The sequence below is a fragment of the Mesocryomonas lacus genome (genome assembly GCF_055730105.2).
This window is the reverse complement of sequence record NZ_JBUZWF020000005.1, coordinates 319,320-344,895: the sequence shown is the minus strand read 5'-3', so window position 1 is coordinate 344,895 and position 25,576 is coordinate 319,320. Positions and strand designations below refer to the sequence as shown.

The window sequence follows — 25,576 nt, the reverse complement described above, 5'->3', positions numbered from 1 at the left end:
CCGCGGCTTGGCTCGATTTGTCACCACCACAGAGCAGAACCACCAAGCGGTTGCCCCTTTGAAGCTAATAGACGGGGTAGCCTGACCCGCCGGTCAAGCCATCCAGTTCACCCATGCAGGTCCAGCGACCAGGCCAGCGTCTGCGGCAGCGGGGTCCAGAGGCCGGTGGTGATGCCGGCGGCGCGCAAGGCGCGGGCGGTCCAGGCGTTGCAGCCGGCAAAGGCGGTGAAGCGGCCTTCCGCCTCGAAGAAGCGGTCGAAGGCGCCGTAGGCGGTGCCGGGGAGGGCGATCGGCTGCCCTGCGTCATCGCGGCGAAAGCTCGCCTCGATGTAGTCCAGCAGACGCTCGAAGGCCGCGTCGTCCAGCGTGTAGGCGCGCACGCTTTCCGCCCCGGGATCGATCGTCCCGGCGAGCTCGAGATGCAGCACCGAGGCGTCGCCGGTGAAGGAGCGCAGGACCGGGCCGGGCTTCAGGTCGGCCCAGGTCGGCGTCGCCGTGTAGAAGCTGCGGCCGCCCCAGCCGACGACGATGCTGCCGACATCGGCACGCGCCAGCGGCAGTCCGGCATCGGCGGGATAATCGGGGTCGGGCGGCCCAAGCGGCTCGGCGAGGAAGCCGAAGCGGGCGCGCACCGCTGGTTCCGCAGGGAGCGCGATGTCGGTGTGGATCGGGTTCGACAGGACCAACACGGTGTGGCGGCCGGTCGATCCTGCGTCGGACGGCGGCGTTCCCGCGACGGGCACGAGCACGCCGAGGGCGAGGGCCAGCACGCCGGCGCCCAGGAGCGTCAGCAGGCCGCCGGCCCCGAAGGCCGCGGCCCGCCGCAGGAGGTTTGCCGGCTTAGTGGTCGCCAAGCTTCATCGCGGGATCATAGCTCTGGCCGTAGAGCTCCTTCACCACCGCCTGGCCGCAGCGCATGCCGTTGGCCGCTTGGTCGAAGGCGTAGCTCGGGCTGCCATGCAGCTCCCAGCCCTTGTCCAGCGCGGCCGAGACCTTGTGGCAGAAGCTGGCATCGTCGGGGCCGGTCAGCAGGCGGTAGAGTTTCATCGAGCTTTCCTTGCGATCGCGTCGCGGTGCGCCAGCAGCCGCTCGGCCGCGTGGAGGTGGAGGCGTTCGACCATGCGCCCGTCGAGGCGGATGACGCCGGCGCCCGCATGGTCGGGTCTGGCGAAGGCGGCGACGATCGCCTCCGCTTCCCGGATATCGTCGGCCGAGGGCCCGAAAGCAAGGTCTGCGGCGGCGATCTGGGCGGGATGGATCAGCGTCTTGCCGTCGAAGCCCATGGCGCGGCCGGCGGCGCATTCGGCGGCAAGGCCTGCAGTGTCCGCGATGTCGTTGTAGACGCCGTCGAGGGCGGCAAGGCCATTCGCCCGCGCCGCCAGGAGGATCATCGCGAGATAGGGCAGGAGTTCTGGACGGCCGGGCGACAGCCTTATGCCGGTCGCCGCGACGATGTCGTTCGGCCCGGCGACGAGCGCCTGCAGCCGGCCGCCGGCGGAAGCGATCCGCCCGGCCTCGAGAAGCCCGCGCGGCGTCTCGATCATCGCCCAGAGCCGCAGGCTTTCCGGGGCGTCGGTGGCGTCGAGGATCTCGGCGACAGCGGCGATCTCGGCGGGATCCTCGACCTTCGGCAGGAGGATCGCGTCGACCGCCGGGCGCGCGCCCGCCTGCACCCAGGCGCCGCGCGCCATGAACAGGTCCTCGGCGCCCTCCGGCGTCTCCAGCCGGTTGATGCGCACCACGATCTCGGGCCGGCCGGGCGCGCTGCCGAGCGCCGAAAGATGCGCCCGCAGCCGCTCCCGCGAGGCCGTCCGCTCCGCTGGCGCGACGGAATCCTCGAGGTCGAAGATCAGCGTGTCGACGGCAAGGCCGGCGGATTTTGCCAGGGCCCGCGGGTTGGCGGCGGGAACGAAGAGGAGGGAGCGTCGCGGTTGCTGCATGCCCCTTGCATGCCAGTTTGAAAGGCAAGGCGAAAGTGATAACCAAGGCCCATAGCGAAGGAGCCGGCCATGCAGAAATTCGACAAACTGACGGGCGTCGCGGCGCCGATGGCGATCGTCAACATCGACACCGACATGATCATCCCGAAGGATTATCTGAAGACGATCCAGCGCACCGGGCTCGGCAAGGGCCTGTTCGCGGACCTTCGCTATCACCGCGACGGCAGCGAGAACCCCGATTTCGTCCTGAACACGCCGGCCTACCGGCAGGCGGAGATCCTCGTCGCCGGCGACAATTTCGGCTGCGGCTCGAGCCGCGAGCATGCCCCTTGGGCGCTGCTCGACTTCGGCATTCGCTGCGTGATCTCGACCGCCTTCGGCGACATCTTCTACAACAACTGCTTCAAGAACGGCGTGCTGCCGATCCGCGTCACCCCCGAGCAGCTGGAAATGCTGCTCGACGATGCCGAGCGCGGCGCCAATGCGCGCGTCTCGATTGACCTCGAAGCCCAGGAGATCCGCGGTCCCGACGGCGGCACCATCCATTTCGACATCGACCCGTTCCGCAAGCACTGCCTGATCAACGGCCTCGACGACATCGGCCTGACCATGGAGAAGGAAGCCAGCATCACCGGCTTCGAGGCCCGCAACGCCGAACAGCGTCCCTGGGCCTGAAGCGGCGGCCGGCGGGCGGCAGGCGGACCGGCGCGGCGTGAGCCTCGGCTCAGGCCGCCTCGTCGGCTTTCACCGCAAACAGGTCGATGTGCGCGTCGCCCCAGTGTTTCAGCGCACCGAGCACCGGGGACAGGCTGCGGCCGAGCGGCGACAGGCTGTATTCGACCTTCGGCGGCACCTCGGCATAGATCTTCCGGTGGACGAGACCGTCGGCTTCCAGCTCGCGCAGCTGGTTGGTCAGCATGCGCTGGGTGACGCCGGGGATCCGCCGCCGGATCTCGTTGAAGCGCAGCGTTCCCTCCTCGAGATGAAACAGGATCACACATTTCCACTTGCCGTCGATGAGGCTGATGGCGGCCTCGACCGAGCAGCCGGGGTGGCAGTCGAAACGCGAATGCCGTGACTTGGCCATGCGGTATCCTTTTGGGTACTAGGGGCGGTGCTTGTGCGTACTGTCCATCTTATCTAGTGCGACTATCTCCAGGCTTCGATCCACAGGAGCCTTTCCCATGCGTGCCATCGGTTACCAGCAAGCCGGCGCCCTCGACCGCGCCGATTCCCTCGTCGACATCGACCTGCCGGTCCCTGCGGCGACGGGACGCGATATTCTCGTCGAGGTGCGGGCGGTCTCGGTCAACCCGATCGACATCAAGATGCGCAAGTCGAGCCAGCCGGCCGAGGGCGACTGGAAGGTGCTGGGCTGGGATGCGAGCGGCACCGTCACGGCCGTCGGGCCCGACGTGACCGCCTTCAAGCCGGGCGATGCCGTGTACTATGCCGGCGCGCTCGGCCGGTCCGGTACCAACGCCGCGCTGCATCTGGTCGACGAGCGGATCGTCGGCCGCAAGCCCGAGACGCTCGACTGGGCCGAAGCCGCCGCTTTGCCGCTGACCGCGATCACCGCCTGGGAGACGCTGTTCGAGCGGCTGGACGTCGGCCGTCCCGTGCCGGGCGCGGCGCCGGCGATCCTCGTCATCGGCGGTGGCGGCGGCGTCGCCTCGATCGCCATCCAGATCGCCCGGGCGCTGACCGGCCTCACCGTCATCGCCACCGCCTCGCGGCCGGAGACCGAGGCATGGGTCCGCGAGATGGGCGCCCACCACGTCGTCGACCACAGCCGGCCGCTGGCCGAGCAGGTTGCAGCGCTCGGCCTCGGCGCGCCCGCTTTCGTCTTCTCCACCAACCATACCGACCAGCATCTCGCCGAGATTGCCGAGCTGATCGCCCCGCAGGGACGCCTCGCTTTGATCGACGATCCGAAGGTGCTTGATATCGGCGTCTTCAAGCGCAAGTCGGTCTCGGTTCACTGGGAGCTGATGTACACCCGCTCGATCTACGAGACCGCCGACATGGCAGAGCAAGGTGTGCTCCTGAACGAGGTCGCGGGGATGGTCGACGCGGGAAAGCTCCGCACCACGATGACGGAGCGGTTCTCGCCCATCGATGCCGCGACCCTTCGACGCGTCCACGCGATGATCGAGGCCGGCAGCGCCCGCGGCAAGCTGGTGCTCGAGGGCTTCCCGCCGGCCGGCTGATCGCCTCGCCGCCTCTAGGACTGGCCCGTCGGCCGGGCCAGTCCGACGGCTGCCGCCATCTGCATCACTTCCTTGCGGGCGCCCCCACTTCGCGCTTTATTGGAATGATTCGAAGGTAGCCGTCGTCGGGCAGTCGCGGGAGGATGCGGGCATGTGCAGGATGTTTGCCGGAATACCGCCGGAAAACTACGAGAGCGAGACCCGCTCGCTGCGGCTGGGCGGACACGCCACGTCGATCCGGCTGGAAATGGCCTTCTGGCACCTTCTGGAGGAACTTGCGAAAGCCGAGAACATGTCGCTCGCGCGCTTCCTCACCAAGCTTTACGGCGAGGTCCTCGACCTGCACGGCGAGGTGCGCAACTTCGCCTCCCTGCTGCGCTGCGCCTGCCTCCTGCACCTCGAGCGGGTGCTCGGCTCGACACCCCACCCGGAACCGCGCCGGGCCGCGCCGCAGCTCAGCCTCGTGCGGTAGGCCATCCCCCAATAGAACCCTATCGAAGATCGAGGCTCGGCTATCACTGAGATAGAGGGCGCTGGCTGCGTTTCCGCGGACGCAGGGCGCTTTCGCCTTTGACCGCCGGAGAGAATCTCACTGTCGTATCAGGATACTACCTCCCGCTTTTAGGCGGCCACTAATCTCCTCCCCAGAACGGCGCACCTTCGGGAACAGCGCCGCGGGAGGAGGGGAATGCCGACGCATCGAGGTGCGAACGCCTCTGCATGCCCTCTTCCCGTGAGTTCGGCCGCCGCGGCGGCCCTGACAGAGGGAAAGACGTGGCCAAAGCCATCCACAGCATGATCCGGGTGCTCGACGAACAGCGCTCGCTCGATTTCTACCGCCGCGCTTTTGGGCTCGAGATCGCCGACCGGCTGGATTTCGAGACCTTTACCCTCGTCTATCTCAGCAATGCCGAGACCGGTTTTGAACTGGAGCTTACGGTTAACAAGGACCGGATAAGCCCCTACGACCTCGGCGACGGCTACGGCCATCTCGCCTTCTCCGTCGATGATCTCGATGCCGAGCACGCGCGCTTTAAGGCGGAAGGGCTCGCCCCCAAGGACCTCAAGGATTTCGCGCCGGGCGGCACGGTGATCGCCCGCTTCTTCTTCGTCGAGGACCCCGACGGCTACAAGATCGAGGTGCTCCAGCGGCACGGCCGATACCAGTAACAGCGACGCGGCGACGGCACGCGCAGATGCCAGAAGGCCCGCCAGGCGCCAGAGAGCGCCGGCGGGGATCACGGGAGGACAGCATGAACGAGATCTCGATGCCGCAGATGTCGCGGCGCAACTTCCTGAAGGCCGGTGGCGGCGGGCTGCTCGCCTTGCAGATCCTTCCGGGCGGCAGCCTCGTCGGCAAGGCCTGGGCGGCGACGCCGACGGCGCTGAAGCCCGAAAGCTTCGCCACCCTCGTGCAGATGTCGCGCGATACGTATCCCCATGCGGAGATTGCGGACAAGTACTATGCCGCCGCGGTCGAGATCCTCGACAAGGCCGCCGCCGGTGACGCCGACGTGCTGGCGGGCCTCGAGAAGGGCGTCGCCAGTCTCGATACGTCGGCCGGCGCCGGCGGCTACGCCGCAGTGAAGGACGAGGCGGCCCGCACGAAACTTCTCGAGGGTATCGCCACCGACCCGTTCTTCCAGAAGGTGCGCGGCAACCTTGTGGTCGGCCTCTACAACCAGAAGGAGCTCTGGCCGATCTTCGGCTACGAGGGCGAGGTCGCCTCGCGCGGCGGCTATATCGAGCACGGCTTCAACGACATCGACTGGCTCGCCTGAGGCGCAGGCGGACACCGCCAGCGCCGGGGAACCAGCACGGCCGGCGCCGCTCCGCAGCATGGCGAGGCCATCGACCAGGATCAAAACAATGATGCGTGGACCGGCCGGGAACGGCGGGATCCGCCACACGGGAGGACAGCATGGCAGCACCCTACAGCCTCGACGACAGCAGCGTCTTCGTCATCGTCGGCTCCGGCGCCGGCGGGGGCACGCTCGGCACTCAGCTCGCCCTGAAGGGCATCGACACCGTGATCCTCGAGGCCGGCGGACGGCACGAGACCTGGGACTTCATCCAAGACGAATGGGACAGCTTCTCGCAGCTCGCCTGGACCGACAAGCGGATGACCACCGGCGACTGGCGGGTCTCAAAGGACTTTCCGAACCTGCCGGCCTGGATCGTCAAGGCGGTCGGCGGCTCGACCACGCACTGGGCGGGCGCCTCGCTGCGCTTCCAGGACCATGAGTTCCGCACCAAGACCCATTACGGCGAGGTGGCGGGCGCCAACCTCCTGGACTGGCCGGTGACACTCGCCGAGATGGAGCCCTGGTATGCCATGGCCGAGGACCGGATGGGCGTGACCACGACCAACGGCATTCCCGGCCTTCCCGGCAACAACAACTACAAGGTGATGGAGGCCGGCGCCAAGAAGATCGGCTACAAGGAGGTCTCGACCGGCCGCATGGCCATCAACTCCGAGCCGCGCGACGAGCGAGCCTCCTGCCTGCAGATGGGCTTCTGCTTCCAGGGCTGCAAATCCGGCGCCAAATGGTCGACGCTGGTGGCCGAGATTCCGAAAGGGGAGGCGACCGGCAAGCTCGAGGTGCGGCCGGACTGCCAGGTCCTGCGCATCGAGCACAATGCGTCCGGCAAGGTCACCGGCGTCGTCTACGCCGACAAAGAGGGCAAGGAGCAGCGCCAGAAGGCCCGCGGCGTCGCCGTCGCCGGCAATTCGATCGAGAGCCCACGCCTGCTGCTCAACTCGCATTCAGCGCAGTTTCCAGATGGTCTCGCCAATTCCTCCGGCCAGGTCGGCAAGAATTACATGCGCCATACCACCGGCTCGGTCTACGCGATCTTCGACAAGCCGGTGCACATGTACCGCGGCACCACCATGGCCGGCATCATCCGGGACGAGGCACGGCACGACACGTCCCGCGGCTTTGTCGGCGGCTACGAGTTCGAGACGCTGTCGCTCGGCATCCCCTTCATGGCCGCCTTCCTCGATCCCGGTGGCTGGGGCAAGCAGTTCGCCGGCGACATGGACGAGTACAAGAACATGGCCGGCCTCTGGATCGTCGGCGAGGACATGCCGCGCGAGGAGAACCGGATCATCCTCGACGGCACCGAGAAGGACAAGTTCGGCATGCCGGTCGCCAGCGTCCATTTCGACGATCACGAGAACGATACGGCGATGCGCAACCATGCCTACCAGCAGGGCAAGGCGATCTACGACGCGGTCGGCGCCAAGCGCGTGGTGGAGACCCCGCCCTATCCCTCGACCCACAATCTCGGCACCAACCGGATGAGCGAGAAGGCCAAGGACGGCGTCGTCAACCGCTTCGGCCAGACGCACGACATCACCAACCTCTTCGTCTCCGATGGCTCGCAGTTCACCACGGGCGCTGCCGAGAACCCGACGCTGACGATCGTCGCCTTGGCGCTGCGCCAGGCCGACCACATCGCCGGCCGGATGGCGAAGGGCGAACTGTAAACGATCCATTGGAGGGCGCTGGCGGGCGCCCTCCAATACCAGAGCTTTGGACGCCTCAGGCCTCTGCGGCGATGGTCCGGATTGCCTGCTCGAAAGCCTCCGGCGGCTGGCCGCCGGAGATGAGGTAGCGGTCGTTGACGATCACCGCCGGTACCGAGGTGATGCCCTTCGCCTGCCAGTCGCGCTCGGCGGCGCGGACGTCGTCGGCATAGCGTCCTGACGCCAGCACCTGCGCCGCCTCCGCCCGGTCGAGGCCGGCCTTGCCCGCGGCGTCGATCAGGACTTCCGTGTCGCCGGGATCCTGTCCGTCGGTGAAATAGGCGGTGAAGAGCTGGTGCTTCAGCTCCTGCTGGCGGCCTTCGAGCCCGGCCCAGTGCAGCAGGCGGTGCGCGTCGAAGGTGTTGTAAATCCGGCTGCCCTGCCGCGAGGCCATGGTGAAGCCGACGCCGGCCGCCCGCTCCCTGATCATCTCGCCATTCGCCGCCGACTGCTCGGGCGTCGAGCCGTATTTCTCCTGGAGATGCTCGGCCATGTCCTGGCCGCCTTCCGGCATCGCGGGATTGAGCTCGAACGGCTGGAAGTGGATCTCAGGCGTCACGAGGTCGCCGACCCGCTCCAGCGCCGTCTCCAGCCCTCTGAGGCCGATGATGCACCAGGGACAGGAGACGTCGGAGACGAAATCGATCTTCATCGGCTTGGACATGGCACTTTCCCTTGCGAACGGCGACCGGGCTTTCATCCGGTGCTGGCGCTCCGCTGCGCGCGGGCGCGCTTTGCCACTCCAGCTATGCTGTCGACAAGGCCGCGCAAGGGGGTGTCTTCACGTGTGACGGTCCGGCGGCCCTTGCCGTTGGAGCAAAGCCCCATAATCGAGGCTTGGATCCGTGCCGTTCCTTCAACCTGCGATGACCTCAGAGGCCGGCGCGGCGGGCGGTCTTCGACGGCTGCCGGACATCGGCAAGGCGCGTGCCGCCGATCTGGCGCAGGACGGCGGCGGGATCGATGCGGACGGGATCGAAGCGGGCGATGCCGGAAGGGCGGCGGTCGGTGGAGCGGGTCGGCATGGTCAAGATCCTGGGTCGGCTGAACGGGGAGGGAAGGCGCTGGTCGGCGGGTGAGGCGGTATCGATCAGGCGGCGTTGGTGCGGGGCTCGCGCAGCTTGCGGGCGAGATCGCTCCAGCCGTCCGTGACCTTGGATTTGGCGGGCTGCTGGTCGCCGACGCTGGCGAGATCGGTGAGGAAGCCGATGGTGACGTCCTGCTGCAGGGCGCGCGCATCCTTGGCGAGGCAGTAGAGCATCACGTGAAACTGCAGCTTGCCGATGTCGGAGGTGGCGAGCGTCACCTCGAAGCCGGGGCCGGCGATCTCGACGCCGGTCTTGGCGACGCTGAGGCGGTGGAAACGGCTGGCGCGCTCCCGGTCCTCGGCGAGCGCCGTCTCGGCAGCCGCCTCCAGCCGCGCCAGGGCGAAGGCGATCGGTGCCGGGTGCTCCAGGGTCACGGTGAAGCGGTGCGGCGCGAACTGGCGCGGCTGCGCCTCGACGCGGACCGGGCAAGCGAGGAACAGGCTGTTCGGCAAGGTCAGGCGGCGGCCGGTGCCGGCATGGCCGAGCCCGTTCGGCGGCGTCTCCATGATCGTCGTCGAGAACAGGCCGTGGTCGATGACCTCGCCGTGGATGCCGTTCATCTCGATGCGGTCGCCGACCTTGAAGAGATGCCCGCCGAAGCGCAGCAGCGCGCCGGCGACGCACATCAAAAGTTCCTTGGTCGCGATGACCAAGGCGACCATGACGGCGGCGAGCGAGAAGACGAGGTTCTGGATCTCCGACAGCCAGACGCCGAGGAGGCAGACGGCCAGCAGCATGTTGGTCACCGCGCGCACCGTGAAGCGGCGCTGGCGGGCGGCGATGCCGTCGGTCGTGCGGGTGATCCAGAACTCGGCCGCCCAGCGGCAAGCGAGGATGGCGAGGAGAATGCAGAGGCTGATCGCGAGGTTGTCCGCGGCCTTCTCACTGATGAAATCGGGCATGTCGTCTCTTCCCCACGGCATAGCCCGGCCACCGCCCGGGAGAGGTCCCCCGCAAGGCGTGCCGTTCGAGCCGCACCGGCTTTCGTTCGTATGGCTTGGTTATCCGCCAGCAGGGTTAAGCGAAGGTTGAGAAATTGCGGTCGATTCAGGGCGATGTCGGGGCGTTTTGCCTTTGAAGTGAATTGGTTAACTCCAGTGACTGGAAGCCTTGCCAGGCCGTGCGAACGCCGATCCCTTGCGGCATCCCGCCCGCGGCGCTAGCAGAGACGGGAACTTGGAGGAGGATTTGACATGACCACCCGCACGCTCCTGTTGCTGCCCGGCGACGGCATCGGCCCCGAGGCCATGGCCGAGGTCGAGAAGCTGATCGCCTTTATGAACGAGGCGACGGGCGCCGGCTTCGTCACCGAGACGGGTCTCGTTGGAGGCATCGCTTATGACGCCTGCGGCGCGGCGGTCAGCGAGGAGACCATGGCCAAGGCGCTGTCCGCCGACGCCGTGCTGTTCGGTGCCGTCGGCGGTCCGAAATGGGATGCCGTGCCCTACGACGTGCGGCCCGAGGCCGGCCTGTTGCGGCTGCGCAAGGACCTGAAACTCTTCGCCAACCTTCGGCCGGCGATCTGCTATCCCGCGCTCGCCGATTCCTCCTCGCTGAAGCCGGAGATCATCGAGGGTCTCGACATCCTGATCCTGCGCGAGCTGACCGGCGGCGTCTATTTCGGCGAGCCGAAGGAGATCATCGACCTCGGCAACGGCCAGAAGCGCGGCATAGATACGCAGGTCTACGACACCTACGAGATCGAGCGCATCGCGCGAGCTGCTTTCGTGCTGGCGCGCACCCGCCGCGGCAAGGTGACGTCGATGGAAAAGCGCAACGTCATGAAGTCGGGCGTCCTCTGGAACGAGGTGCTGACGCGCGTGCACCGCGAGGAGTTCGCCGACATGCAGCTCGAGCACATGCTGGCGGACGCCGGCGGCATGCAGCTGGTGCGGGCGCCGAAGCAGTTCGACGTGATCGTCACCGACAACCTGTTCGGCGACATGCTGTCGGATATCGCGGCGATGCTGACCGGCTCGCTCGGCATGCTGCCCTCGGCCTCGCTCGGCGCCGAGGACGCGGTCACCGGCAAGCGCAAGGCGCTTTACGAGCCGGTGCACGGCTCGGCGCCGGACATCGCCGGCACCGGCGCTGCCAACCCGATCGCGATGATCGCCTCCTTCGCGATGTGCCTGCGCTATTCCTTCCAGATGATCACGGAGGCCGACGCGCTGGAGGCGGCGATCGCCGACGTCCTTGGCCGCGGCATCCGCACCGCCGACATTATGGCGGCGGGCGCGACGAAGGTCGGGACGGCGGAAATGGGCGATGCGATTCTGGCGGCGTTCCGGGATAAGCTGGCCGCCTAAGGGAGCGGGCCGGCGCACATGCCGGCTCTCTCTACCCTGGCTGATTTTCGGAGCGTCTCATGGTCGTCATCGGATGCAGCCGCTCGTTCAGCGCGCTGATGCTCAGCGCGCTGGCCCTTGCGTCACCATCGGTCGCAGCCGAGGCCTGTGACGTCACCATCCACTTTGGAAGCTACTGCTGCGGAACAGATCTTCAGAGCCATGAACGCATCGTCGGGTATCTACAGCAGAGCCCCGATGTTCGCGAATTCACCGAGCGTCCATCGCCACAAGCACGCGAGGGCGAGTTCGATCTCTGCATCACGACGAAAGGTCCGGGGGAGGCGCGCAGGATCTTTGATCGGGCTGTGAGCATCATTCCGGTGGAGAGTAAGAGCGCCTGGACGGAGGTCACCCTTCCAGGTGGCGCGCATTTCCGCACGCGATGGCCAGGGACATCCCGCTAGGCTGGAGCGCGTTCTCTGCGGACAGCGTTGGTCTCAATACGGCCGGGAGGCTGATCTTGATCAGCCGCAGCGCTGATGGCGTGCGGCCTTGCCGACCAAGGTCGGCGGTCTCTTCGCCTGCGGATCGCTTCGACAGCACGCCAACAAAAAGGCCCCGGCATCATTGCCGGGGCCTTCTTCATAAATGCCGACCTTGTCAGTCGTTGAGGTCGATGTTGCGGCGGTCTTTCACGAAGATCACGCCGATGATGATCGTCAGGATCGCGAAGCCGACGGGGTACCAGAGGCCGGCATAGATGTCGCCGGTCGAGGCGACGATGGCGAAGGAGGTCGCCGGCAGGAGCCCGCCGAACCAGCCATTGCCGATGTGGTAGGGCAGCGACATCGCGGTGTAGCGGATGCGGGTGGGGAAGAACTCCACCAGCGCCGCGGCGATCGGGCCGTAGACGATGGTGACGTAGACCACCATCACCCAGAGGATGGCGATCACCTTCAGGGCCTGCGCATTGCCGAACACCGAGAAGAAGCCGTCGACCTTGACCTTGGCGGGATCGGCGGCGGCGGGATAGCCGGCGGCCACGGTGGCGGGGCCGAGGCGCTGGGCAAAGGTCTCGGTCTTGCCGTCGGCAAGCGTCGCCGGGGCGACCGGGACGTCGGTGCCGGCGACGCTGACCGTCGTCGGCGAACCGGCGGCCGCCGGCACCAGCGTATAGGTGAAGGCCTGCTGCGAGAGCGTGCGGCGCGCGATGTCGCAGGGCTCGGTGAAGGTGCGGATGCCGACCGGGTCGAACAGCGATCCGCAGGTTGCCGGGTCCGCCGAGACCTGGATGTCGACGTTCTCGATGGCGGCGGCATAGGTCGGGTTGGCGGTGTTGGTCAGCGCATGGAACAGCGGGAAATAGGTCGCCGCAGCCAGCGCGCAGCCCGCGAGGATCACCCATTTGCGCCCGATCCGGTCCGACAGCGCGCCGAAGACGAGGAAGAAGGGCGTGCCGAGGATCAGCGACCAGGCGATCAGGACGTTCGCCGTGAGGAGGTCGACCTTCAGGATGCTCTGCAGGAAGAACAGCGCGTAGAACTGGCCGGTGTACCAGACCACGGCCTGGCCGACGACGAGGCCGAACAGCGCGATCAGCACGATCTTGCCGTTCTTCCAGGTGCCGAAGGCCTCCGTCAGCGGCGCCTTCGAGCGGGTGCCTTCTTCCTTCATCTTCTGGAAGACCGGCGACTCGTTCATCTGCAGGCGGATGTAGATGGAGACCGCGAGGAGCAGCGCCGAGGCGAGGAACGGAATGCGCCAGCCGCCCGTGAGGCCGAACAGGACGGGATAGTTGGTGGCAAAAGCCTCTTCGCCCATGTTGACGCGCAGCGTCACGATGACGGCGAGCGAGAGCAGGAGGCCGAGCGTCGCGGTGGTCTGGATCCAGGCGGTGTAGAAGCCGCGGCGGCCCCGTGGCGCGTGCTCGGCGACATAGACCGCCGCGCCGCCATATTCGCCGCCGAGCGCCAGGCCCTGCAGCATGCGCAGCGCGATGAGGAGGATCGGCGCGGCCCAGCCGATCTGGTCATAGCTCGGCAGCAGCCCGACGCAGAAGGTCGACAGGCCCATGATCACGATGGTGACGAGGAAGGTGTATTTACGCCCAACGAGATCGCCGAGCCGGCCGAAGACCAGCGCGCCGAAAGGGCGGACGAGGAAGCCGGCCGCGAAGGCGAGCAGTGCGAAGATCGCCTGCGTCGCCGGCGGGAAGGCCGAGAAGAACTGCTTGCCGATGATGACGGCGAGCGTTCCGTAGAGATAGAAGTCGTACCATTCGAAAATGGTGCCGAGCGAGGAGGCGAGGATCACCTTCCGCTCCTCGCGGTTCATTGGCCGTTTGGCCTCCGCGACATCCGTGCCGATCGTCGTCATGTGTTCCCTCCCCAAGGGCCGTCGTCGGATGCGCCGGCGACAGGTTCCAGATCCGTCTGCGGTATCTTTTGGCGAGACGGTCTGCGTCCTGCCCGTACCGTTGATCCATCGTCGTGCCCGGTCCGGTCACGCGATGTTGAACCTCTTTAGTAGCGCGAAAGCGGAAAGAGTAAAATTGCGTCCTTAGTCGTAATGAAAGAAAAGGCGCGTCTTTGCAGCGGCCTATCCTTCGCCGGCTGCCGGCGGAGCGCTGCGCGCCCGAACGTTTCACGTGAATCGCAGTTTACGAGCAGCGCAACCGTTCCGCCGCCGCTGCATTCCCCTGCTTTGCTCTCATCAAGGACGAACCGATGATCCGTGGTATTCTCAAAGCCGTCATTCTTGCCTGGATTACCAAGCGCATGACGCGCGGCAACGCCGCCCCGCAGCGCCGGCCCGACTAAGGTCGCCGGTTATTCCAGCAGGACCGCGTCACGGCTCGGTCAGCCAGTTCTTCGGCGGGATCCATGATCCCGCCGTTTCTATTTGCCGATCGAGATGTCTTTCCAGGCCCTGACGCCCGCGAAATTCCCTGCCGATTGACTTTTCGCCCTCTGCCGCGCATATCGCCCGGCATGATCGCGCGCACCACCAAAACCCGGATTATCTGACGCCTGCCTCCCCGCGCTCTCCCCCGGGGGGATCGGGGGCGCGTAAGATTTCACCGGGGAGAGTGGGAGAAACCGATGGGTTTCAAGCTGGCAATCGTGGGCGCCACCGGCAATGTCGGGCGCGAAATCCTCAACATCCTGGACGAGCGCGGCTTTCCCGCCGACGAGGTCGTGGCGCTGGCCTCGCGCCGCAGCCAGGGCACCGAGGTGACCTATGGCGACAAGATCCTCAAGACGCAGTTCCTCGACACCTATGACTTCTCGGACACCGACATCTGCCTGATGTCGGCCGGCGGCGAGGTGTCGAAGCAGTGGTCGCCGAAGATCGGCGCTGCCGGCTGCGTCGTCATCGATAACTCCTCGGCCTTCCGCTACGACCAGGACGTGCCGCTGGTGGTGCCGGAGGTGAACGCCGACGCCGTCGCGATGTTCTCGCGCAAGAACATCATCGCCAATCCCAACTGCTCGACCGCCCAGCTCGTCGTCGCGCTGAAGCCGCTGCACGATTTCGCCAAGATCAAGCGCATCGTCGTCTCGACCTACCAGTCGGTCTCCGGCGCCGGCAAGGCCGGCATGGACGAGCTGTTCAAGCAGAGCCGCGCGGTCTTCGTCGCCGATGGCGTCGAGGTGAACACTTTCACCAAGCGCATCGCCTTCAACGTCATCCCGCACATCGACGTCTTCATGGAAGACGGCTCTACCAAGGAAGAGTGGAAGGTGATGGCCGAGACCAAGAAGATCCTCGACCCGAAGATCAAGGTCACCTGCACCGCCGTGCGCGTGCCGGTGTTCATCGGCCATTCCGAGGCCGTGAACATCGAGTTCGAGAACCCGATCACCGCCGTCGAGGCGCGGGCGATCCTGCGCGAGGCGCCGGGCTGCCTCGTCATCGACAAGCAGGAGAACGGTGGCTACATCACCCCCTACGAGGCGACCGGCGAGGACGCGACCTACATCAGCCGCATCCGCGAGGACCAGACGCTGGAGAACGGCCTGAACATCTGGGTCGTCGCCGACAACCTGCGCAAGGGCGCCGCCCTCAACGCCGTGCAGATCGCCGAGCTCCTGGTCAACCGCGGCCTGATCAAGGCGAAGAAGGCGGCCTGAGCCGGCTTAACTCTAGGCTTCCAGCATGACAAACGCCGCCGGCACCCGTGCCGGCGGCGTTTTCGTGACTTTTCTCCTCAGGCGAGGCTGGACCGGACGGCGCCGGCCAGCGCCCGCAGCGCCGACGCGAGCGCCGGCGAACCCGCCCGCGCGAACAGCACGATGTCCGAGGCGGGGAGCGAAGGCAGCTGCAGCATCGGTCCGAGGTCGACGGCATGGCCGGAGGCCGCCCGGCCCATCGGCGCAATGCCGAGGCCGGCCCGCACGCCGGCGAGAAGCGCTGCGCAGCTTCCGCCGACGAAACTCTCCCGCCAGGGTATCTCGGCACCATCGAGCGCCCGCAACGCGACGGCCCGGACACCGCAAGGCGAGGGCAAGGTCGCCAGCGGGATCGGCATGCCCTTGGGCAAGGACCAGCCCTCGGCCGCCCGCCAGCCCAGCGGATCCTGCCCGAGCACCTCGCCCTCGGCGCCACCGCCTTCGCGGCGGACGACCGCCGCGTCCAGCCGTCCTTCGTCGAACAGCTGGCGCATGTCCTGCGACATGCCGCTGCGCACCTCCAGCGTCGCGCCGGCCGGCAGTGCCGCCCGCACCGTGCGCAGGACCGCCTCGAGGCCGAGACCCAGCGCGTGGTCGCTGATGCCGATGGCACAGCGCACCGCGGGCGCATCGGCGAAGAGGATGGCGTCGTCATGGGCGGCGAGGAGGGCCCGTGCCCGTTCGAGGAAGGCCACGCCATCCGCGGTCGGACGAACGAAGCGGGGCGTGCGCTCCAGCAGCTTTCGCCCGAGCGTCAGCTCCAGCGCCCGCAACCGCTGGCTCACCACCGGCTGCACCGTTCCCGCCGCCTCGGCCGCACGCGTCAGACTGCCGAAATCGGCGGCATGGACGAACAGGCGAACCGACTTCAGATCGAGCATGATCGTGATCCACTATGATGAGGCGTGTGCATCATAGCGTTCCGCTTTCCTACTGGCCGCGTCAAGGTGGGTCTCCAGCAAAGGGAGAGAAGACATGCCGATGATCACCGTTCGCTACGTGACGCCACGACCAGGACCGGACCTGCGCCGAGAGATCGCCGCGGCCGCCGCCCGGCTGGCGGCGGACCACCTCGGCAAGGATCCGGGTGTCACCGCGGTGCTGGTCGAGGAGGCCGCGCCCGACAGCTGGTTCATCGCCGGCAGCCATCCGACGGATGCGGGGCTCGCCGCCTTCTGGCTCGACGTCAAGATTACCGTCGGGACGAATGTGAAGGCGGAGACGACGGCCTTCGTGGCGGCGGCCTTTGCCGACATGGGCGATCTCCTCGGGCCCCTGCACGCGGAGAGCTACGTCCTTATCCATGCCGCCGATGGCGATGCCTACGGCTATGGCGGTCGCACGCAAAACGGCCGCTGGGCCGCGGCCCATCCGGGCTGAGGCGGGGAGCTGCGGCAGGCGGCAGAGACCGTGAGCGCGCGCGGGGCTGTGACCTCGGCGCCTCACCCCGCGGCTTTCGGCGATCGTCGGCAATTTAACTAAAAATCAACCGGATTTCGCCATTTTTCGGCAAGATGTCCGGCGTCGATCCAACACGGGCGCGGTGTCCGTTTGCGCGCCTCTGCGCCGTCCGACGAGGTTCCCCATGAAGCCCATCATCGCCTTCGCCTGCGCCACGATCGTGCTGACCGGCTGCACCACCGATCCCTATACCGGCGAGCAGAAACTCTCCAACACCGTCGGCGGCGCGGGCATCGGCGCCGGCGTCGGCGCGCTCGGCGGCTTCCTCGTCGGCAAGGCGACCGGCACCAATTCCGGCAATGCGGCGCTGATTGGTGCGGGCATCGGCGCCATCGGCGGCGGTGGCATCGGCGCCTACATGGACAACCAGGAGGCTGACCTGCGCCGCCAGCTGCAAGGCACCGGCGTCTCCGTCACCCGCCAGGGCGACCGGATCATCCTCAACATGCCCTCCAACATCACCTTCCCCTCGGATGGCGACTCCATCCGCTCGGAATTCTACCCCGTGTTGAACTCGGTCGCGATCGTGCTCGCCAAGTACGACCGCTCCGACGTCGACGTCGACGGCCACACAGACAGCCAGGGTTCCGACAGCTACAATCTCGACCTGTCGCGCCGCCGCGCGGAAAGCGTCGCCGACTACCTCGCCAGCCAGCGCGTCAGCGCCCGCCGCCTCAACGTCCAGGGTTTTGGCGAGAGCCGCCCGGTCGCCCCGAACGACACTGATTACGGCCGCGCGCAGAACCGCCGCGTGGAAGTGTCGATCTCGCCGTATTCGCAGGGGTAAGGCTCGAGAGCGCGGCGCCTGACGGTCAGTTCGCAAGGGTAAGGTTTCGAAGGCCCGAGCCTGACGGCGACTGCGCGAGGGCAAGGTTTTCGAAGGTGGAGCCTGACGGCCACCCCCCTCTGCCCTGCCGGGCATCTCCCCCTCAAGGGGGAGAACTATTACCGCCGACGCCGCAACTGCCGATCTCCCCCCTTGAGGGGGAGATGTCCGGCAGGACAGAGGGGGGCGAGCTGCCGCTTTGCCGGCCATTGGCCGTTCAGCCCACGTGCTTTACCGAAAGACTTATCCGATCAGCCCCGCCGTCAGCGCAAGGCATGCGCCGACGGAGAGCAGAAGCAGCGCCGTCTCGACGATTGGGAACTGGCGCAGAGTGCAAAGGGCGCGCGGTGACCGTGGGTCAAATGCCCGCGCCGTCGACGACCGTCGTCGGATCGATCCGCGCCGGCTTGCGCTCGGTGCGGTCGACGAGGCCGCGCAGGAACGGGCGGACCAGGAAGTCGGCGACGCCGAGCACCACGGCGGCAAGAAGATGCAGACCGAGCAGCAGCGACAGCAGCGCGATGGCGACGGCCGCCAGCGCGCGGAAGCGGATGGCGCCCTTGCGCCGCGACGGGTGCAGCGCGACGTCGGCGCCGAGCCAGGCGCGCTGCGCCTTCTCCAGCGGGGTGAGGGCGGCGGCTGCTGGCAGTGCGGCGCCTTCGGGGGCGGGCGCATTGGCGCCGACCTCGCGGACGAGGCCGAGCGCCACGGTCTCGTTGGTCAGTTGGTCGATCAGGATGAAGGCGCCGAGGTCGCGGCTCTCGCCATAGGGCACCGTCACCGGCGGCCGGTCGAAGGCAATGGTGACGCGGCCGATCTCGTTCATCAACAGCGCATTGGCGTCGCGCGGCTGGTAGGTGTGGATGTCGATCGACTTGTCGAGGCTGCGCACGCTCGCCGGCGTCTGCGCCGAGCCGATGCGGGCGATGAAGCGCCCGCCCGAGACCAGCGGCCGCTCGACCATCCAGAGGATTTCGGCCTTCACCGTCTTGTGCGCGGCGATCGTGTCGCCCCGGCGCACCAGCACGTCGCCGCGCGACAGGTCCACCTCGTCGGCGAGCGTCAGCGTGACGGCTTCGCCGGCGCCGGCGCTGGCGACTTCGCCGGACGGGCCGTAGATCGCCTTGATGCGGGTGGTGCCGTTGTTCGGCAGCGCCACCACCTCGTCGCCGCGCGAGACGCGGCCGCCGGCGATGGTGCCGCAATAGCCGCGGAAGTCGAGGTTCGGGCGGTTGACCCATTGCACCGGCATCCGGAAAGGCGCGCCTTCCTCCTCGAAGGTCTCGGGCGCGGCGATCTCGAGGCGCTCGAGCAAGGTCTCGCCGGTGTACCAAGGCAGGTGCGGCGAGCGGGCGGTGACGTTGTCGCCGTTCTTCGCCGAGAGCGGGATGTAGGCGATGTCGGTGAAGCCGAGGGAGGGGAGGATCTCCCTGTAGCCCGCGACGATGGCATCGAAGACGCCCTGGTCGTAGCCGACGAGGTCCATCTTGTTGACCGCGATGATGACGCTCTTCACGCCGAGCATCGAGGTGATGAAGGAGTGGCGGCGGGTCTGCGGCAGGATGCCCTTGCGCGCGTCGACGAGGATGACCGCAAGCTCCGCCGAGCTCGCGCCGGTCGCCATGTTGCGGGTGTACTGCTCATGGCCCGGCGTGTCGGCGATGATGAAGGCGCGCTTCGGCGTCGAGAAATAGCGGTAGGCGACGTCGATGGTGATGCCTTGCTCGCGCTCGGCCGAGAGGCCGTCGACGAGGAGGGCGAAGTCGAGATCGTCGCCGGTGGTGCCGAACTTCTTCGAGTCGCGCTTCAGCGCTTCCAGCTGGTCGTCGAAGACTGCCTTGGAATCATAGAGCAAGCGGCCGATCAGCGTCGATTTGCCGTCGTCGACCGAGCCGCAGGTGATGAAGCGCAAGAGCGACGGGGCGGGGGCGGGGACCGCAGCGGTGTCGGCGGCAGGGCCGGCGAACTCGGCGTCCAGAATGCGGGCGTTGACGGCGCTCATCAGAAATAGCCTTCCTGCTTCTTCTCTTCCATCGAGGCGCCACCGTCCTTGTCGATCATCCGGCCCTCGCGCTCGGACGAGCGGCTGCCGCGCATTTCGGCGATGATCTCGGGAAGGGTCGCCGCGGACGATTCCACCGCGCCGGTCAAAGGATAGTCGCCGAGGGTGCGGAAGCGGACCACACGGTCTTGCACTACCTCGCCGGGCAGCAGCTGCATGCGCTCGTCGTCGCGCATGATCAGCATGCCGTCGCGCTCGACCACCGGCCGCGGCTTGGCGAAATAGAGCGGCACGACGTCGATGTTCTCGAGCGCGATGTAGTCCCAGACGTCGGCCTCGGTCCAATTCGACAGCGGGAACACGCGGAAACTCTCGCCGCTCCGCTTGCGGGTGTTGAACAGGCGCCAGGGCTCGGGCCGCTGGTTCTTGGCGTCCCAGCGGTGTTCGGCCGAGCGCAGCGAGAAGATGCGCTCCTTGGCGCGGCTCTTCTCCTCGTCGCGGCGCGCGCCGCCGAAGGCCGCGTCGAACTTGTGAATGTCGAGCGCCTGCTTCAGCGCCTCGGTCTTCATCACGTCGGTATGGACGCGCGAACCGGAGGCGAAGGGGTTGATGCCGGCCTCGACGCCCGCCTGGTTGGTGTAGACGATGAGGTTCAGCCCCAGCCGCTCGGCGAGACGATCGCGAAACTCGATCATCTCGCGGAACTTCCACTTGGTGTCGACATGCATCAGCGGGAACGGCAGCTTGCCCGGCGCAAAGGCCTTCAGCGCCAGATGCAGCATGACAGCCGAATCCTTGCCGATGGAATAGAGCATCACCGGGTTTTCCGCGGTGGCGGCGACCTCGCGGATGATGAAGATCGACTCGGCTTCGAGCCGCTGGAGGTGGGTCATGCGCGTCGTCTGGGTCAAGCGGCAGGTCCTTTTGCAATCGTGTCGTCGGCGCCGAGCCGCTCGAAGGCGGCGTCGCCATGCTGGTGGCCGGGGACGAGATCCTTGGTCCGCACCACCCGGCCGTCGGCCTCGATGTGCAGGCCGCACTCGCGCATCGTCTCCTCCTCCCACCACCAGCGCCCGGCGCGCTCGGGTTCGCCGGGCTTCAGCGCCCGGGTGCAAGGCGCGCAGCCGATGGAGAGGAAGTTTTGGGCGTGCAGCGGGTTGACCGGCACGCCTTGCTCTTCGGTGAAGAGCCGGATGCGCTCGCGCGTCCAGTCGAACAGCGGGTTGGCCTTGATCAGGTCGCGGGCGCCGTCATAGCCGACGAACTCCATGCTCTCGCGGTTCAGCGACTGGTCGCGGCGTAGGCCGGTGATCCAGCCGGCAGCCCCCGCCAGTGCCCGGCCGAGCGGCTCGACCTTGCGCACGCCGCAGCAGGCCTTGCGGAACTCCGGTGCGTAGTAGAAGCCGTCGATGCCCTGGTCGTTGACGAGTTCCTCCAGCGGCTCGGCCTGTGGGTACATTGCCTTGATGCGGCGGCCGTATTTTTCCTCGGTCGTGCGCCAGAGGGTGTAGCTCTCGGGGAAGAGCCGGCCGGTATCCAGCGTCTTCACGTCGATCTTCAGCGCGTTCTGGAAGATCAGATGCGTCAGCATCTGGTCTTCGATCCCGAGGCTGGTGGTGAAGACGGGACGGCCCGGCACCCGCTCGACGAGCAGCTGCAGACGCTTCAGCGGGCTCAGCGCGGGGAAGGCCGCGTTCAGCTCGGCCGCCAGTGTCTCACGTGAATCATTGCTCATGGATGAGCCTCGAAGGTTGGGGCCGGCATTGGCGCACGGCATCGTCGGCGCCCGTCTGCCGGCATCTCCCGGGAAGGAAGACCGGCCGGCGGCTGACGGTGTGTCTGATCTCCCGCGAGGCCGGGGAGATGGCTGGCAGACCGGAGCGTCGCACGCTGTGCGCGCAGTGCCTGCCGTGGTTCGTTCAGTCGGCCGTGCGGCGGGCGGCGAGGCGCTTCTGCAGGATGCTTTCGCCTTCGCCATAGCCGCTCTGGTAGTGGTTCACGACGATGCCCTTGGCGTGCATCCACTGCTGCAGCGGCTGGCGGGCGGCCATCGCGTCGGGCAGCTTCACCTCGTCGAAGCCGCAGGCCAGCGCCTCGGCGAACTGGTCGGCGATCAGCGGGCCCGAGGCGCGAAGCGTCCCGGTGAAGCCGGCGCGGCGGAGCTTCTTGGCGAGCGACAGGCCGCGACCGTCCGAGAAGGACGGGAAGACGACGCTGATGAGATCGAGCGCGCCGAGATAGGGCTCGACCGCCGAGATCTCGGCGTCATTGGCTATCACGAGGCCAAGGCGCTGGTTGCGCCGGTCCTCGATCGCGGTGTCGATGACCTCCAGCGGCACCAGGATCGGGCCCTGGACCAGCGACAGCTCGGCGACCTCGTTCACCTCGGTGAACTCTTCGGCGCGCTCGCCCTCATTGCCGACAAGCAAGGTCATGCGAGTTCCTCGACGGTCGCGCCGGTCTTCTCGGCGACATAGGCGGTGAAGCCGGCCTTGAACGGATCGAGACCGGAGCGGCGGACGGTGGCAATGAACTCCTCGCCGGCCGCGCGCTCCTTCAGGTAGACCGCGACGATCGCCTCGATGGCGCCGGGCACATGGTCGCCGTCGATGCCGGGGCCGAGCCGCTCGCCGAGCGCGGCATGCTCGGAAGCATCGCCGCCGAGGGTGATCTGGTAGTTCTCCTTGCCGGACTTCTCCAGCCCGAGAATGCCGATATGGCCGACATGGTGATGGCCGCAGGCATTGATGCAGCCGGAGATCTTGATCTGTAGCGGCCCGATGTTCTGGGCGCGGATGTCGTCGCGGAAGACCTCGGCGATGTCCTGCGCGATCGGGATAGAGCGCGCGGTGGCGAGCGCGCAGTAGTCGAGGCCGGGGCAGGCGATGATGTCAGTGACGAGGCCGGCATTGGCGGTGGCGAGCCCCGCCGCCTTCAGCGCGGCGTAGACCTCCGGCACGTCGTCCTGGCGCACGCTCGGTAGGACAAGGTTCTGCGAGTGGGTGACGCGCAGCTCGTCGAAGGAGTAGCGCTCGGCGATATCGGCGAAGGCGCGCATCTGCTCGTGCGACATGTCGCCCGGCACGCCGCCGATCGGCTTCAGCGAGACGGTGAGGGCGATATAGCCGGGCGCGCGGTGCGGAAAACCGTTCTGGGCGACGAAACGGTCGAGGCCGGGATCGATCTGGCGCGCGGCGGCGAGCAGCGCCGAGGTCTCGGGCAGCCTTTCGAACTCCGGATTGGCGAAGTAGGCGGCGATCCGCTCGACTTCCTCGGCCGGGGCATTGATCGTCGGGCCATTGAGCTGAGCATATTCGGCCTCGACCTGGCGGATGAACTCCTCCGGGCCGGTCTCGTGCACCAGGATCTTGACCCGCGCCTTGTACTTGTTGTCGCGGCGGCCTTCGGAATTATAGACGCGCATCACCGCCTCGAGATAGGCGAGGAGCTCGCCCTTCGGCAGGAATTCGCGGATCACCTTGCCGATCATCGGGGTGCGGCCGAGGCCGCCGCCAACGATGACCTGGTAGCCGACCTCGTTGGTCTCGGGATGGCGCAGGATGCGCAGGCCGATGTCGTGCACCTTGATGGCCGCGCGGTCGTGCTCGGCGCCGGTGACGGCGATCTTGAACTTGCGCGGCAGCCAGGCGAATTCCGGGTGGAGGCTCGACCACTGCCGGATCAGCTCGCCGGTCGGGCGGGGATCCTCGACCTCGTCCTTGCCGATGCCGGCGAACTGGTCGGCGGTGACGTTGCGGATGCAGTTGCCGGAGGTCTGGATGCAGTGCATCTCGACGTCGGCAAGAAGGTCCATGATCTCCGGCACGTCCTTCAGCGCAGGCCAGTTGAACTGGATGTTCTGGCGCGTGGTGAAGTGGCCGTAGCCCTTGTCGAATTTTTCGGCGATGTGGGCGAGCTGGCGCAGCTGCTTCGAGCTGATCGTGCCGTAGGGCACGGCAACGCGCAGCATGTAGGCGTGCAGCTGGAGATAGAGGCCGTTCTTCAGCCGCAGCGGCTTGAACTCGTCGTCCGACAGGGAGCCGTCGAGACGGCGGGCGACCTGGTCGCGGAACTGGGCGACGCGGTCGCGCACGAAGCGCTCGTCGAATTCGTCGTAACGGTACATCGCGGCTTCCTTTCGGACGGGACGGTGACGGAGCAATTTCCACCGGGAGAAGTTTCCGCGGCGGGGCTGAGCGTCAGCCGGCGTAGGTGTTGCGGAAGGCGGCTTCCTTGCCGAAATCGGGATGCGTCGACGGCCCTTTCTGGCGGATCAGCTCGCGAAAGTGGCGGGCGACCGGCATGCCGCCGGCGTCGATCACCACCGGCACCAGATAGGGATCGACGACGAGGTTGGCCTTCACCGCGGCGGCGGCACGGGCCTGCATGTCTTCGGCAGCGGCCGTGTCGTTCGCCACCTCGGCCTCGGCCGGATTGCGCGTCCAGCCGCCGGGGACGAGGAAGACGACGTCGCCTTCCAGGAGATTATTGGCGCTGAGGACGACGGGAAGCTGCGGCCCCTTCGACTTCGGGGAGGCTTTGGGTCCGGCCTTCGCTTCATTCGCCATCGAGATGCCTTTCGTTCGCCGCCATGCCATCATCGCCGGCAGGCGGCGCTTGTCATGGTTCTAACTACGCGTTCTCCGCCGAAACTGCGGCGGCGGCAATTCCCTAAACGGTGCAGGAAGGGGAAGAATTTGCTGCTGGGCGCCGAGAATGAGGCGGGATGGTTCAGGCGGGCCTAGATCGCCTCGCCTTGCAGGAGTTTCGGGCTGGCGCGACTGCCGGTGCCCGCCGCTTGGGCGATGAAGGCACGCTTCACGGCCGGCGCGCGGTCGACCAACGACAGGCCGAAACTGCGGGCGGCGCGCAGGAGCGGATTATCGTTCGAGAACAGCCGGTTGAGCACGTCGGTAGTGACGCCCATCTGCACCGTGTCGAAACGGCGCCAGCGCTGATAGGTCTCGAGCACGTCGAGCGCGCCGATGTCGAGGCCGAGACGGCTCGCGTCGACCACGACCTCGGCGAGCGCTGCCGCATCCTTGAAGCCGAGGTTCAGGCCCTGGCCGGCGATCGGGTGAATGCCGTGCGCGGCGTCGCCCGCCAGCGCCACGCGCGGCTTGACGAAGTCGCGGGCGATGGTGAGGCCGAGCGGGAAGGCGCGCTTGCCGCCCTCGACGGTCAATTTTCCGAGCTTGTGGCCGAAACGCTGCTCGAGCTCGAGCTCGAACACCAGATCGTCGCCGGAGACCAGGCGCTCGGCCTCGCGCGTCGGTTCGGTCCAGACCAGCGACGAGCGGTTGCCCTTCAGCGGCAGGATAGCGAACGGGCCGGACGGCAGGAAGTGTTCCTCGGCGCGGCCGTTGTGCGGCCGCTCGTGTGCGACCGTGCAGACGATGCCGGACTGGCCGTAATCGGTGTGCACGGTGCGGATGCCGGCCATGTCGCGGATCTTCGAGCGCACGCCGTCGCACGCGATGAGGAGGCGGGCCTCCACGCTTTCGCCGTTCGCCAGATGCCCGACGCCGCTGCCGGCGAGATGAATCTCGATCGAGGCGGGGCCCTCGTCGTAGCCGGTGACGGTCGTGCCGCCGCGGATCGCGACGCCGAACGCCTCGGCGCGGGCCCGCAAGGCGCCGTTCAGCGCGACGTTCGGCATCATGTGGGCGAAGGGCTCGCCCGGCGTCGCCTCGCCGCCGAAGGTCAGGAACACCGGCCGCACCACGTCCGCGGTCTTGGAGTCGGTGACGATCATCTCGGTGATCGGCTGGGCCTCATGGGCGATGCCGTCCCAGACTCCGAGGCGGTCCAGCATGCGGATCGCGGCGGCCGCGATTGCCGAGGCGCGGCCATCGCGGCGCCAGGCACCGTCGGGCGCCGCGTCCACCACCAGCAGCCGGAGGCCAGGGGCAGCGTCGGCGATGGCGACGGCGGTGGCGAGGCCGACATAGCCGGCACCGGCCACGACGATGTCATAGCGCTCGGGGGTCTCAGACATCACGGCTCCTCGGATAGGCTGTTCTCCTTGATCTAGTGGGTTCACCGGGATCGGAC

The 25,576-nt window shown here is 67.4% G+C and carries 27 protein-coding genes; 11 read left to right on the top strand and 16 right to left on the bottom strand.

Annotated features, from left to right (window positions below):
• Positions 1-107: 107 nt before the first annotated feature.
• The 3 genes from ACZLZQ_RS18835 to ACZLZQ_RS18825 are packed head-to-tail and all read right to left on the bottom strand — an operon-like array spanning position 108 to position 1,940.
• On the bottom strand, positions 108-854 hold the full coding sequence (locus tag ACZLZQ_RS18835; RefSeq protein WP_472950654.1) for a TIGR02117 family protein: 747 nt from the start codon (positions 852-854) through the stop codon (positions 108-110).
• On the bottom strand, positions 841-1,047 hold the full coding sequence (locus tag ACZLZQ_RS18830) for a DUF1737 domain-containing protein (RefSeq protein ID WP_472935405.1): 207 nt from the start codon (positions 1,045-1,047) through the stop codon (positions 841-843). Before ACZLZQ_RS18830 ends, ACZLZQ_RS18835 begins: the two co-directional genes overlap by 14 nt.
• Positions 1,044-1,940 carry an HpcH/HpaI aldolase/citrate lyase family protein gene (locus ACZLZQ_RS18825; RefSeq protein ID WP_472950653.1) on the bottom strand — a complete coding sequence of 299 codons (897 nt, stop codon included), beginning with the start codon at positions 1,938-1,940 and terminating at the stop codon, positions 1,044-1,046. Before ACZLZQ_RS18825 ends, ACZLZQ_RS18830 begins: the two co-directional genes overlap by 4 nt.
• Positions 1,941-2,009: 69 nt before the next feature.
• Between ACZLZQ_RS18825 and leuD the strand changes: the two genes are divergently transcribed.
• The gene (gene leuD / locus ACZLZQ_RS18820; RefSeq protein ID WP_472950652.1) at positions 2,010-2,615 is read left to right on the top strand and encodes a 3-isopropylmalate dehydratase small subunit; all 606 of its coding nucleotides are present in this window, start codon (positions 2,010-2,012) and stop codon (positions 2,613-2,615) included.
• 49 nt (positions 2,616-2,664) lie between these two features.
• Here the strand turns inward: leuD and ACZLZQ_RS18815 are convergent, their stop codons facing one another.
• A complete protein-coding gene (locus ACZLZQ_RS18815; protein WP_472950651.1) occupies positions 2,665-3,027 on the bottom strand; it encodes a winged helix-turn-helix transcriptional regulator in 363 nt (120 codons plus the stop codon).
• Between the two features lie 97 nt (positions 3,028-3,124).
• On the opposite strand from ACZLZQ_RS18815, the gene ACZLZQ_RS18810 reads away from it, so the two are divergent.
• The 5 genes from ACZLZQ_RS18810 (at position 3,125) to ACZLZQ_RS18790 (ending at position 7,643) form a co-directional block, all read left to right on the top strand.
• A complete protein-coding gene (locus ACZLZQ_RS18810; RefSeq protein ID WP_472950650.1) occupies positions 3,125-4,150 on the top strand; it encodes a zinc-binding alcohol dehydrogenase family protein in 1,026 nt (341 codons plus the stop codon).
• A gap of 151 nt (positions 4,151-4,301) precedes the next feature.
• Positions 4,302-4,622, top strand: a complete 321-nt coding sequence (locus tag ACZLZQ_RS18805) for a ribbon-helix-helix domain-containing protein (protein WP_472935410.1) — start codon at positions 4,302-4,304, stop codon at positions 4,620-4,622.
• A 302-nt stretch (positions 4,623-4,924) separates the two neighbouring features.
• On the top strand, positions 4,925-5,320 hold the full coding sequence (locus ACZLZQ_RS18800; RefSeq protein ID WP_472950649.1) for a VOC family protein: 396 nt from the start codon (positions 4,925-4,927) through the stop codon (positions 5,318-5,320).
• A gap of 83 nt (positions 5,321-5,403) precedes the next feature.
• Positions 5,404-5,931: a gluconate 2-dehydrogenase subunit 3 family protein gene (locus tag ACZLZQ_RS18795; protein ID WP_472950648.1), complete on the top strand. Its 528-nt coding sequence runs from the start codon at positions 5,404-5,406 to the stop codon at positions 5,929-5,931.
• Between the two features lie 140 nt (positions 5,932-6,071).
• A complete protein-coding gene (locus tag ACZLZQ_RS18790; RefSeq protein WP_472950647.1) occupies positions 6,072-7,643 on the top strand; it encodes a GMC family oxidoreductase in 1,572 nt (523 codons plus the stop codon).
• Between the two features lie 55 nt (positions 7,644-7,698).
• Here ACZLZQ_RS18790 and ACZLZQ_RS18785 read toward each other — a convergent pair whose 3' ends face one another.
• From ACZLZQ_RS18785 to ACZLZQ_RS18775, 3 genes are all read right to left on the bottom strand, one after another.
• On the bottom strand, positions 7,699-8,346 hold the full coding sequence (locus ACZLZQ_RS18785; RefSeq protein ID WP_472950646.1) for a DsbA family oxidoreductase: 648 nt from the start codon (positions 8,344-8,346) through the stop codon (positions 7,699-7,701).
• 208 nt (positions 8,347-8,554) lie between these two features.
• On the bottom strand, positions 8,555-8,707 hold the full coding sequence (locus ACZLZQ_RS18780) for a hypothetical protein (RefSeq protein ID WP_472950645.1): 153 nt from the start codon (positions 8,705-8,707) through the stop codon (positions 8,555-8,557).
• 65 nt (positions 8,708-8,772) lie between these two features.
• Positions 8,773-9,672, bottom strand: coding sequence for a mechanosensitive ion channel family protein (locus ACZLZQ_RS18775; RefSeq protein WP_472935416.1), 900 nt, complete (start codon positions 9,670-9,672; stop codon positions 8,773-8,775).
• A gap of 291 nt (positions 9,673-9,963) precedes the next feature.
• On the opposite strand from ACZLZQ_RS18775, the gene leuB reads away from it, so the two are divergent.
• Positions 9,964-11,079 (top strand): 3-isopropylmalate dehydrogenase, encoded by a 1,116-nt coding sequence (leuB, locus tag ACZLZQ_RS18770; protein ID WP_472950644.1) that lies wholly within the window; start codon positions 9,964-9,966, stop codon positions 11,077-11,079.
• A gap of 59 nt (positions 11,080-11,138) precedes the next feature.
• Positions 11,139-11,525: a hypothetical protein gene (locus ACZLZQ_RS18765; RefSeq protein WP_472950643.1), complete on the top strand. Its 387-nt coding sequence runs from the start codon at positions 11,139-11,141 to the stop codon at positions 11,523-11,525.
• A gap of 196 nt (positions 11,526-11,721) precedes the next feature.
• Here ACZLZQ_RS18765 and ACZLZQ_RS18760 read toward each other — a convergent pair whose 3' ends face one another.
• Positions 11,722-13,437: an MFS transporter gene (locus tag ACZLZQ_RS18760; protein ID WP_472950642.1), complete on the bottom strand. Its 1,716-nt coding sequence runs from the start codon at positions 13,435-13,437 to the stop codon at positions 11,722-11,724.
• A 725-nt stretch (positions 13,438-14,162) separates the two neighbouring features.
• On the opposite strand from ACZLZQ_RS18760, the gene ACZLZQ_RS18755 reads away from it, so the two are divergent.
• Positions 14,163-15,194, top strand: a complete 1,032-nt coding sequence (locus ACZLZQ_RS18755) for an aspartate-semialdehyde dehydrogenase (protein WP_472935420.1) — start codon at positions 14,163-14,165, stop codon at positions 15,192-15,194.
• A gap of 77 nt (positions 15,195-15,271) precedes the next feature.
• Here the strand turns inward: ACZLZQ_RS18755 and ACZLZQ_RS18750 are convergent, their stop codons facing one another.
• Positions 15,272-16,114 carry a LysR family transcriptional regulator gene (locus tag ACZLZQ_RS18750; protein WP_472950641.1) on the bottom strand — a complete coding sequence of 281 codons (843 nt, stop codon included), beginning with the start codon at positions 16,112-16,114 and terminating at the stop codon, positions 15,272-15,274.
• Between the two features lie 94 nt (positions 16,115-16,208).
• On the opposite strand from ACZLZQ_RS18750, the gene ACZLZQ_RS18745 reads away from it, so the two are divergent.
• Positions 16,209-16,613: a tautomerase family protein gene (locus ACZLZQ_RS18745; RefSeq protein ID WP_472950640.1), complete on the top strand. Its 405-nt coding sequence runs from the start codon at positions 16,209-16,211 to the stop codon at positions 16,611-16,613.
• 205 nt (positions 16,614-16,818) lie between these two features.
• Positions 16,819-17,481 carry a YiaD family glycine zipper/OmpA-like lipoprotein gene (locus ACZLZQ_RS18740; protein ID WP_472935421.1) on the top strand — a complete coding sequence of 221 codons (663 nt, stop codon included), beginning with the start codon at positions 16,819-16,821 and terminating at the stop codon, positions 17,479-17,481.
• A 397-nt stretch (positions 17,482-17,878) separates the two neighbouring features.
• Here ACZLZQ_RS18740 and cysN read toward each other — a convergent pair whose 3' ends face one another.
• The 7 genes from cysN to ACZLZQ_RS18705 form a co-directional block, all read right to left on the bottom strand.
• Positions 17,879-19,522 carry a sulfate adenylyltransferase subunit CysN gene (gene cysN, locus ACZLZQ_RS18735; RefSeq protein ID WP_472950639.1) on the bottom strand — a complete coding sequence of 548 codons (1,644 nt, stop codon included), beginning with the start codon at positions 19,520-19,522 and terminating at the stop codon, positions 17,879-17,881.
• Positions 19,522-20,415, bottom strand: coding sequence for a sulfate adenylyltransferase subunit CysD (gene cysD / locus ACZLZQ_RS18730; protein WP_472950688.1), 894 nt, complete (start codon positions 20,413-20,415; stop codon positions 19,522-19,524). The genes cysN and cysD overlap by 1 nt, the downstream gene beginning before the upstream one ends.
• Before the next feature lie 14 nt (positions 20,416-20,429).
• Positions 20,430-21,257: a phosphoadenylyl-sulfate reductase gene (locus ACZLZQ_RS18725; RefSeq protein WP_472950638.1), complete on the bottom strand. Its 828-nt coding sequence runs from the start codon at positions 21,255-21,257 to the stop codon at positions 20,430-20,432.
• A 184-nt stretch (positions 21,258-21,441) separates the two neighbouring features.
• Positions 21,442-21,957, bottom strand: a complete 516-nt coding sequence (locus ACZLZQ_RS18720) for a DUF934 domain-containing protein (RefSeq protein WP_472950637.1) — start codon at positions 21,955-21,957, stop codon at positions 21,442-21,444.
• Positions 21,954-23,648 (bottom strand): nitrite/sulfite reductase, encoded by a 1,695-nt coding sequence (locus tag ACZLZQ_RS18715; RefSeq protein ID WP_472950636.1) that lies wholly within the window; start codon positions 23,646-23,648, stop codon positions 21,954-21,956. The genes ACZLZQ_RS18720 and ACZLZQ_RS18715 overlap by 4 nt, the downstream gene beginning before the upstream one ends.
• A gap of 73 nt (positions 23,649-23,721) precedes the next feature.
• A complete protein-coding gene (locus tag ACZLZQ_RS18710; protein ID WP_472950635.1) occupies positions 23,722-24,090 on the bottom strand; it encodes a DUF2849 domain-containing protein in 369 nt (122 codons plus the stop codon).
• A gap of 173 nt (positions 24,091-24,263) precedes the next feature.
• A complete protein-coding gene (locus tag ACZLZQ_RS18705) occupies positions 24,264-25,520 on the bottom strand; it encodes a ubiquinone biosynthesis hydroxylase (RefSeq protein WP_472950634.1) in 1,257 nt (418 codons plus the stop codon).
• Between the last annotated feature and the right edge of the window lie 56 nt (positions 25,521-25,576).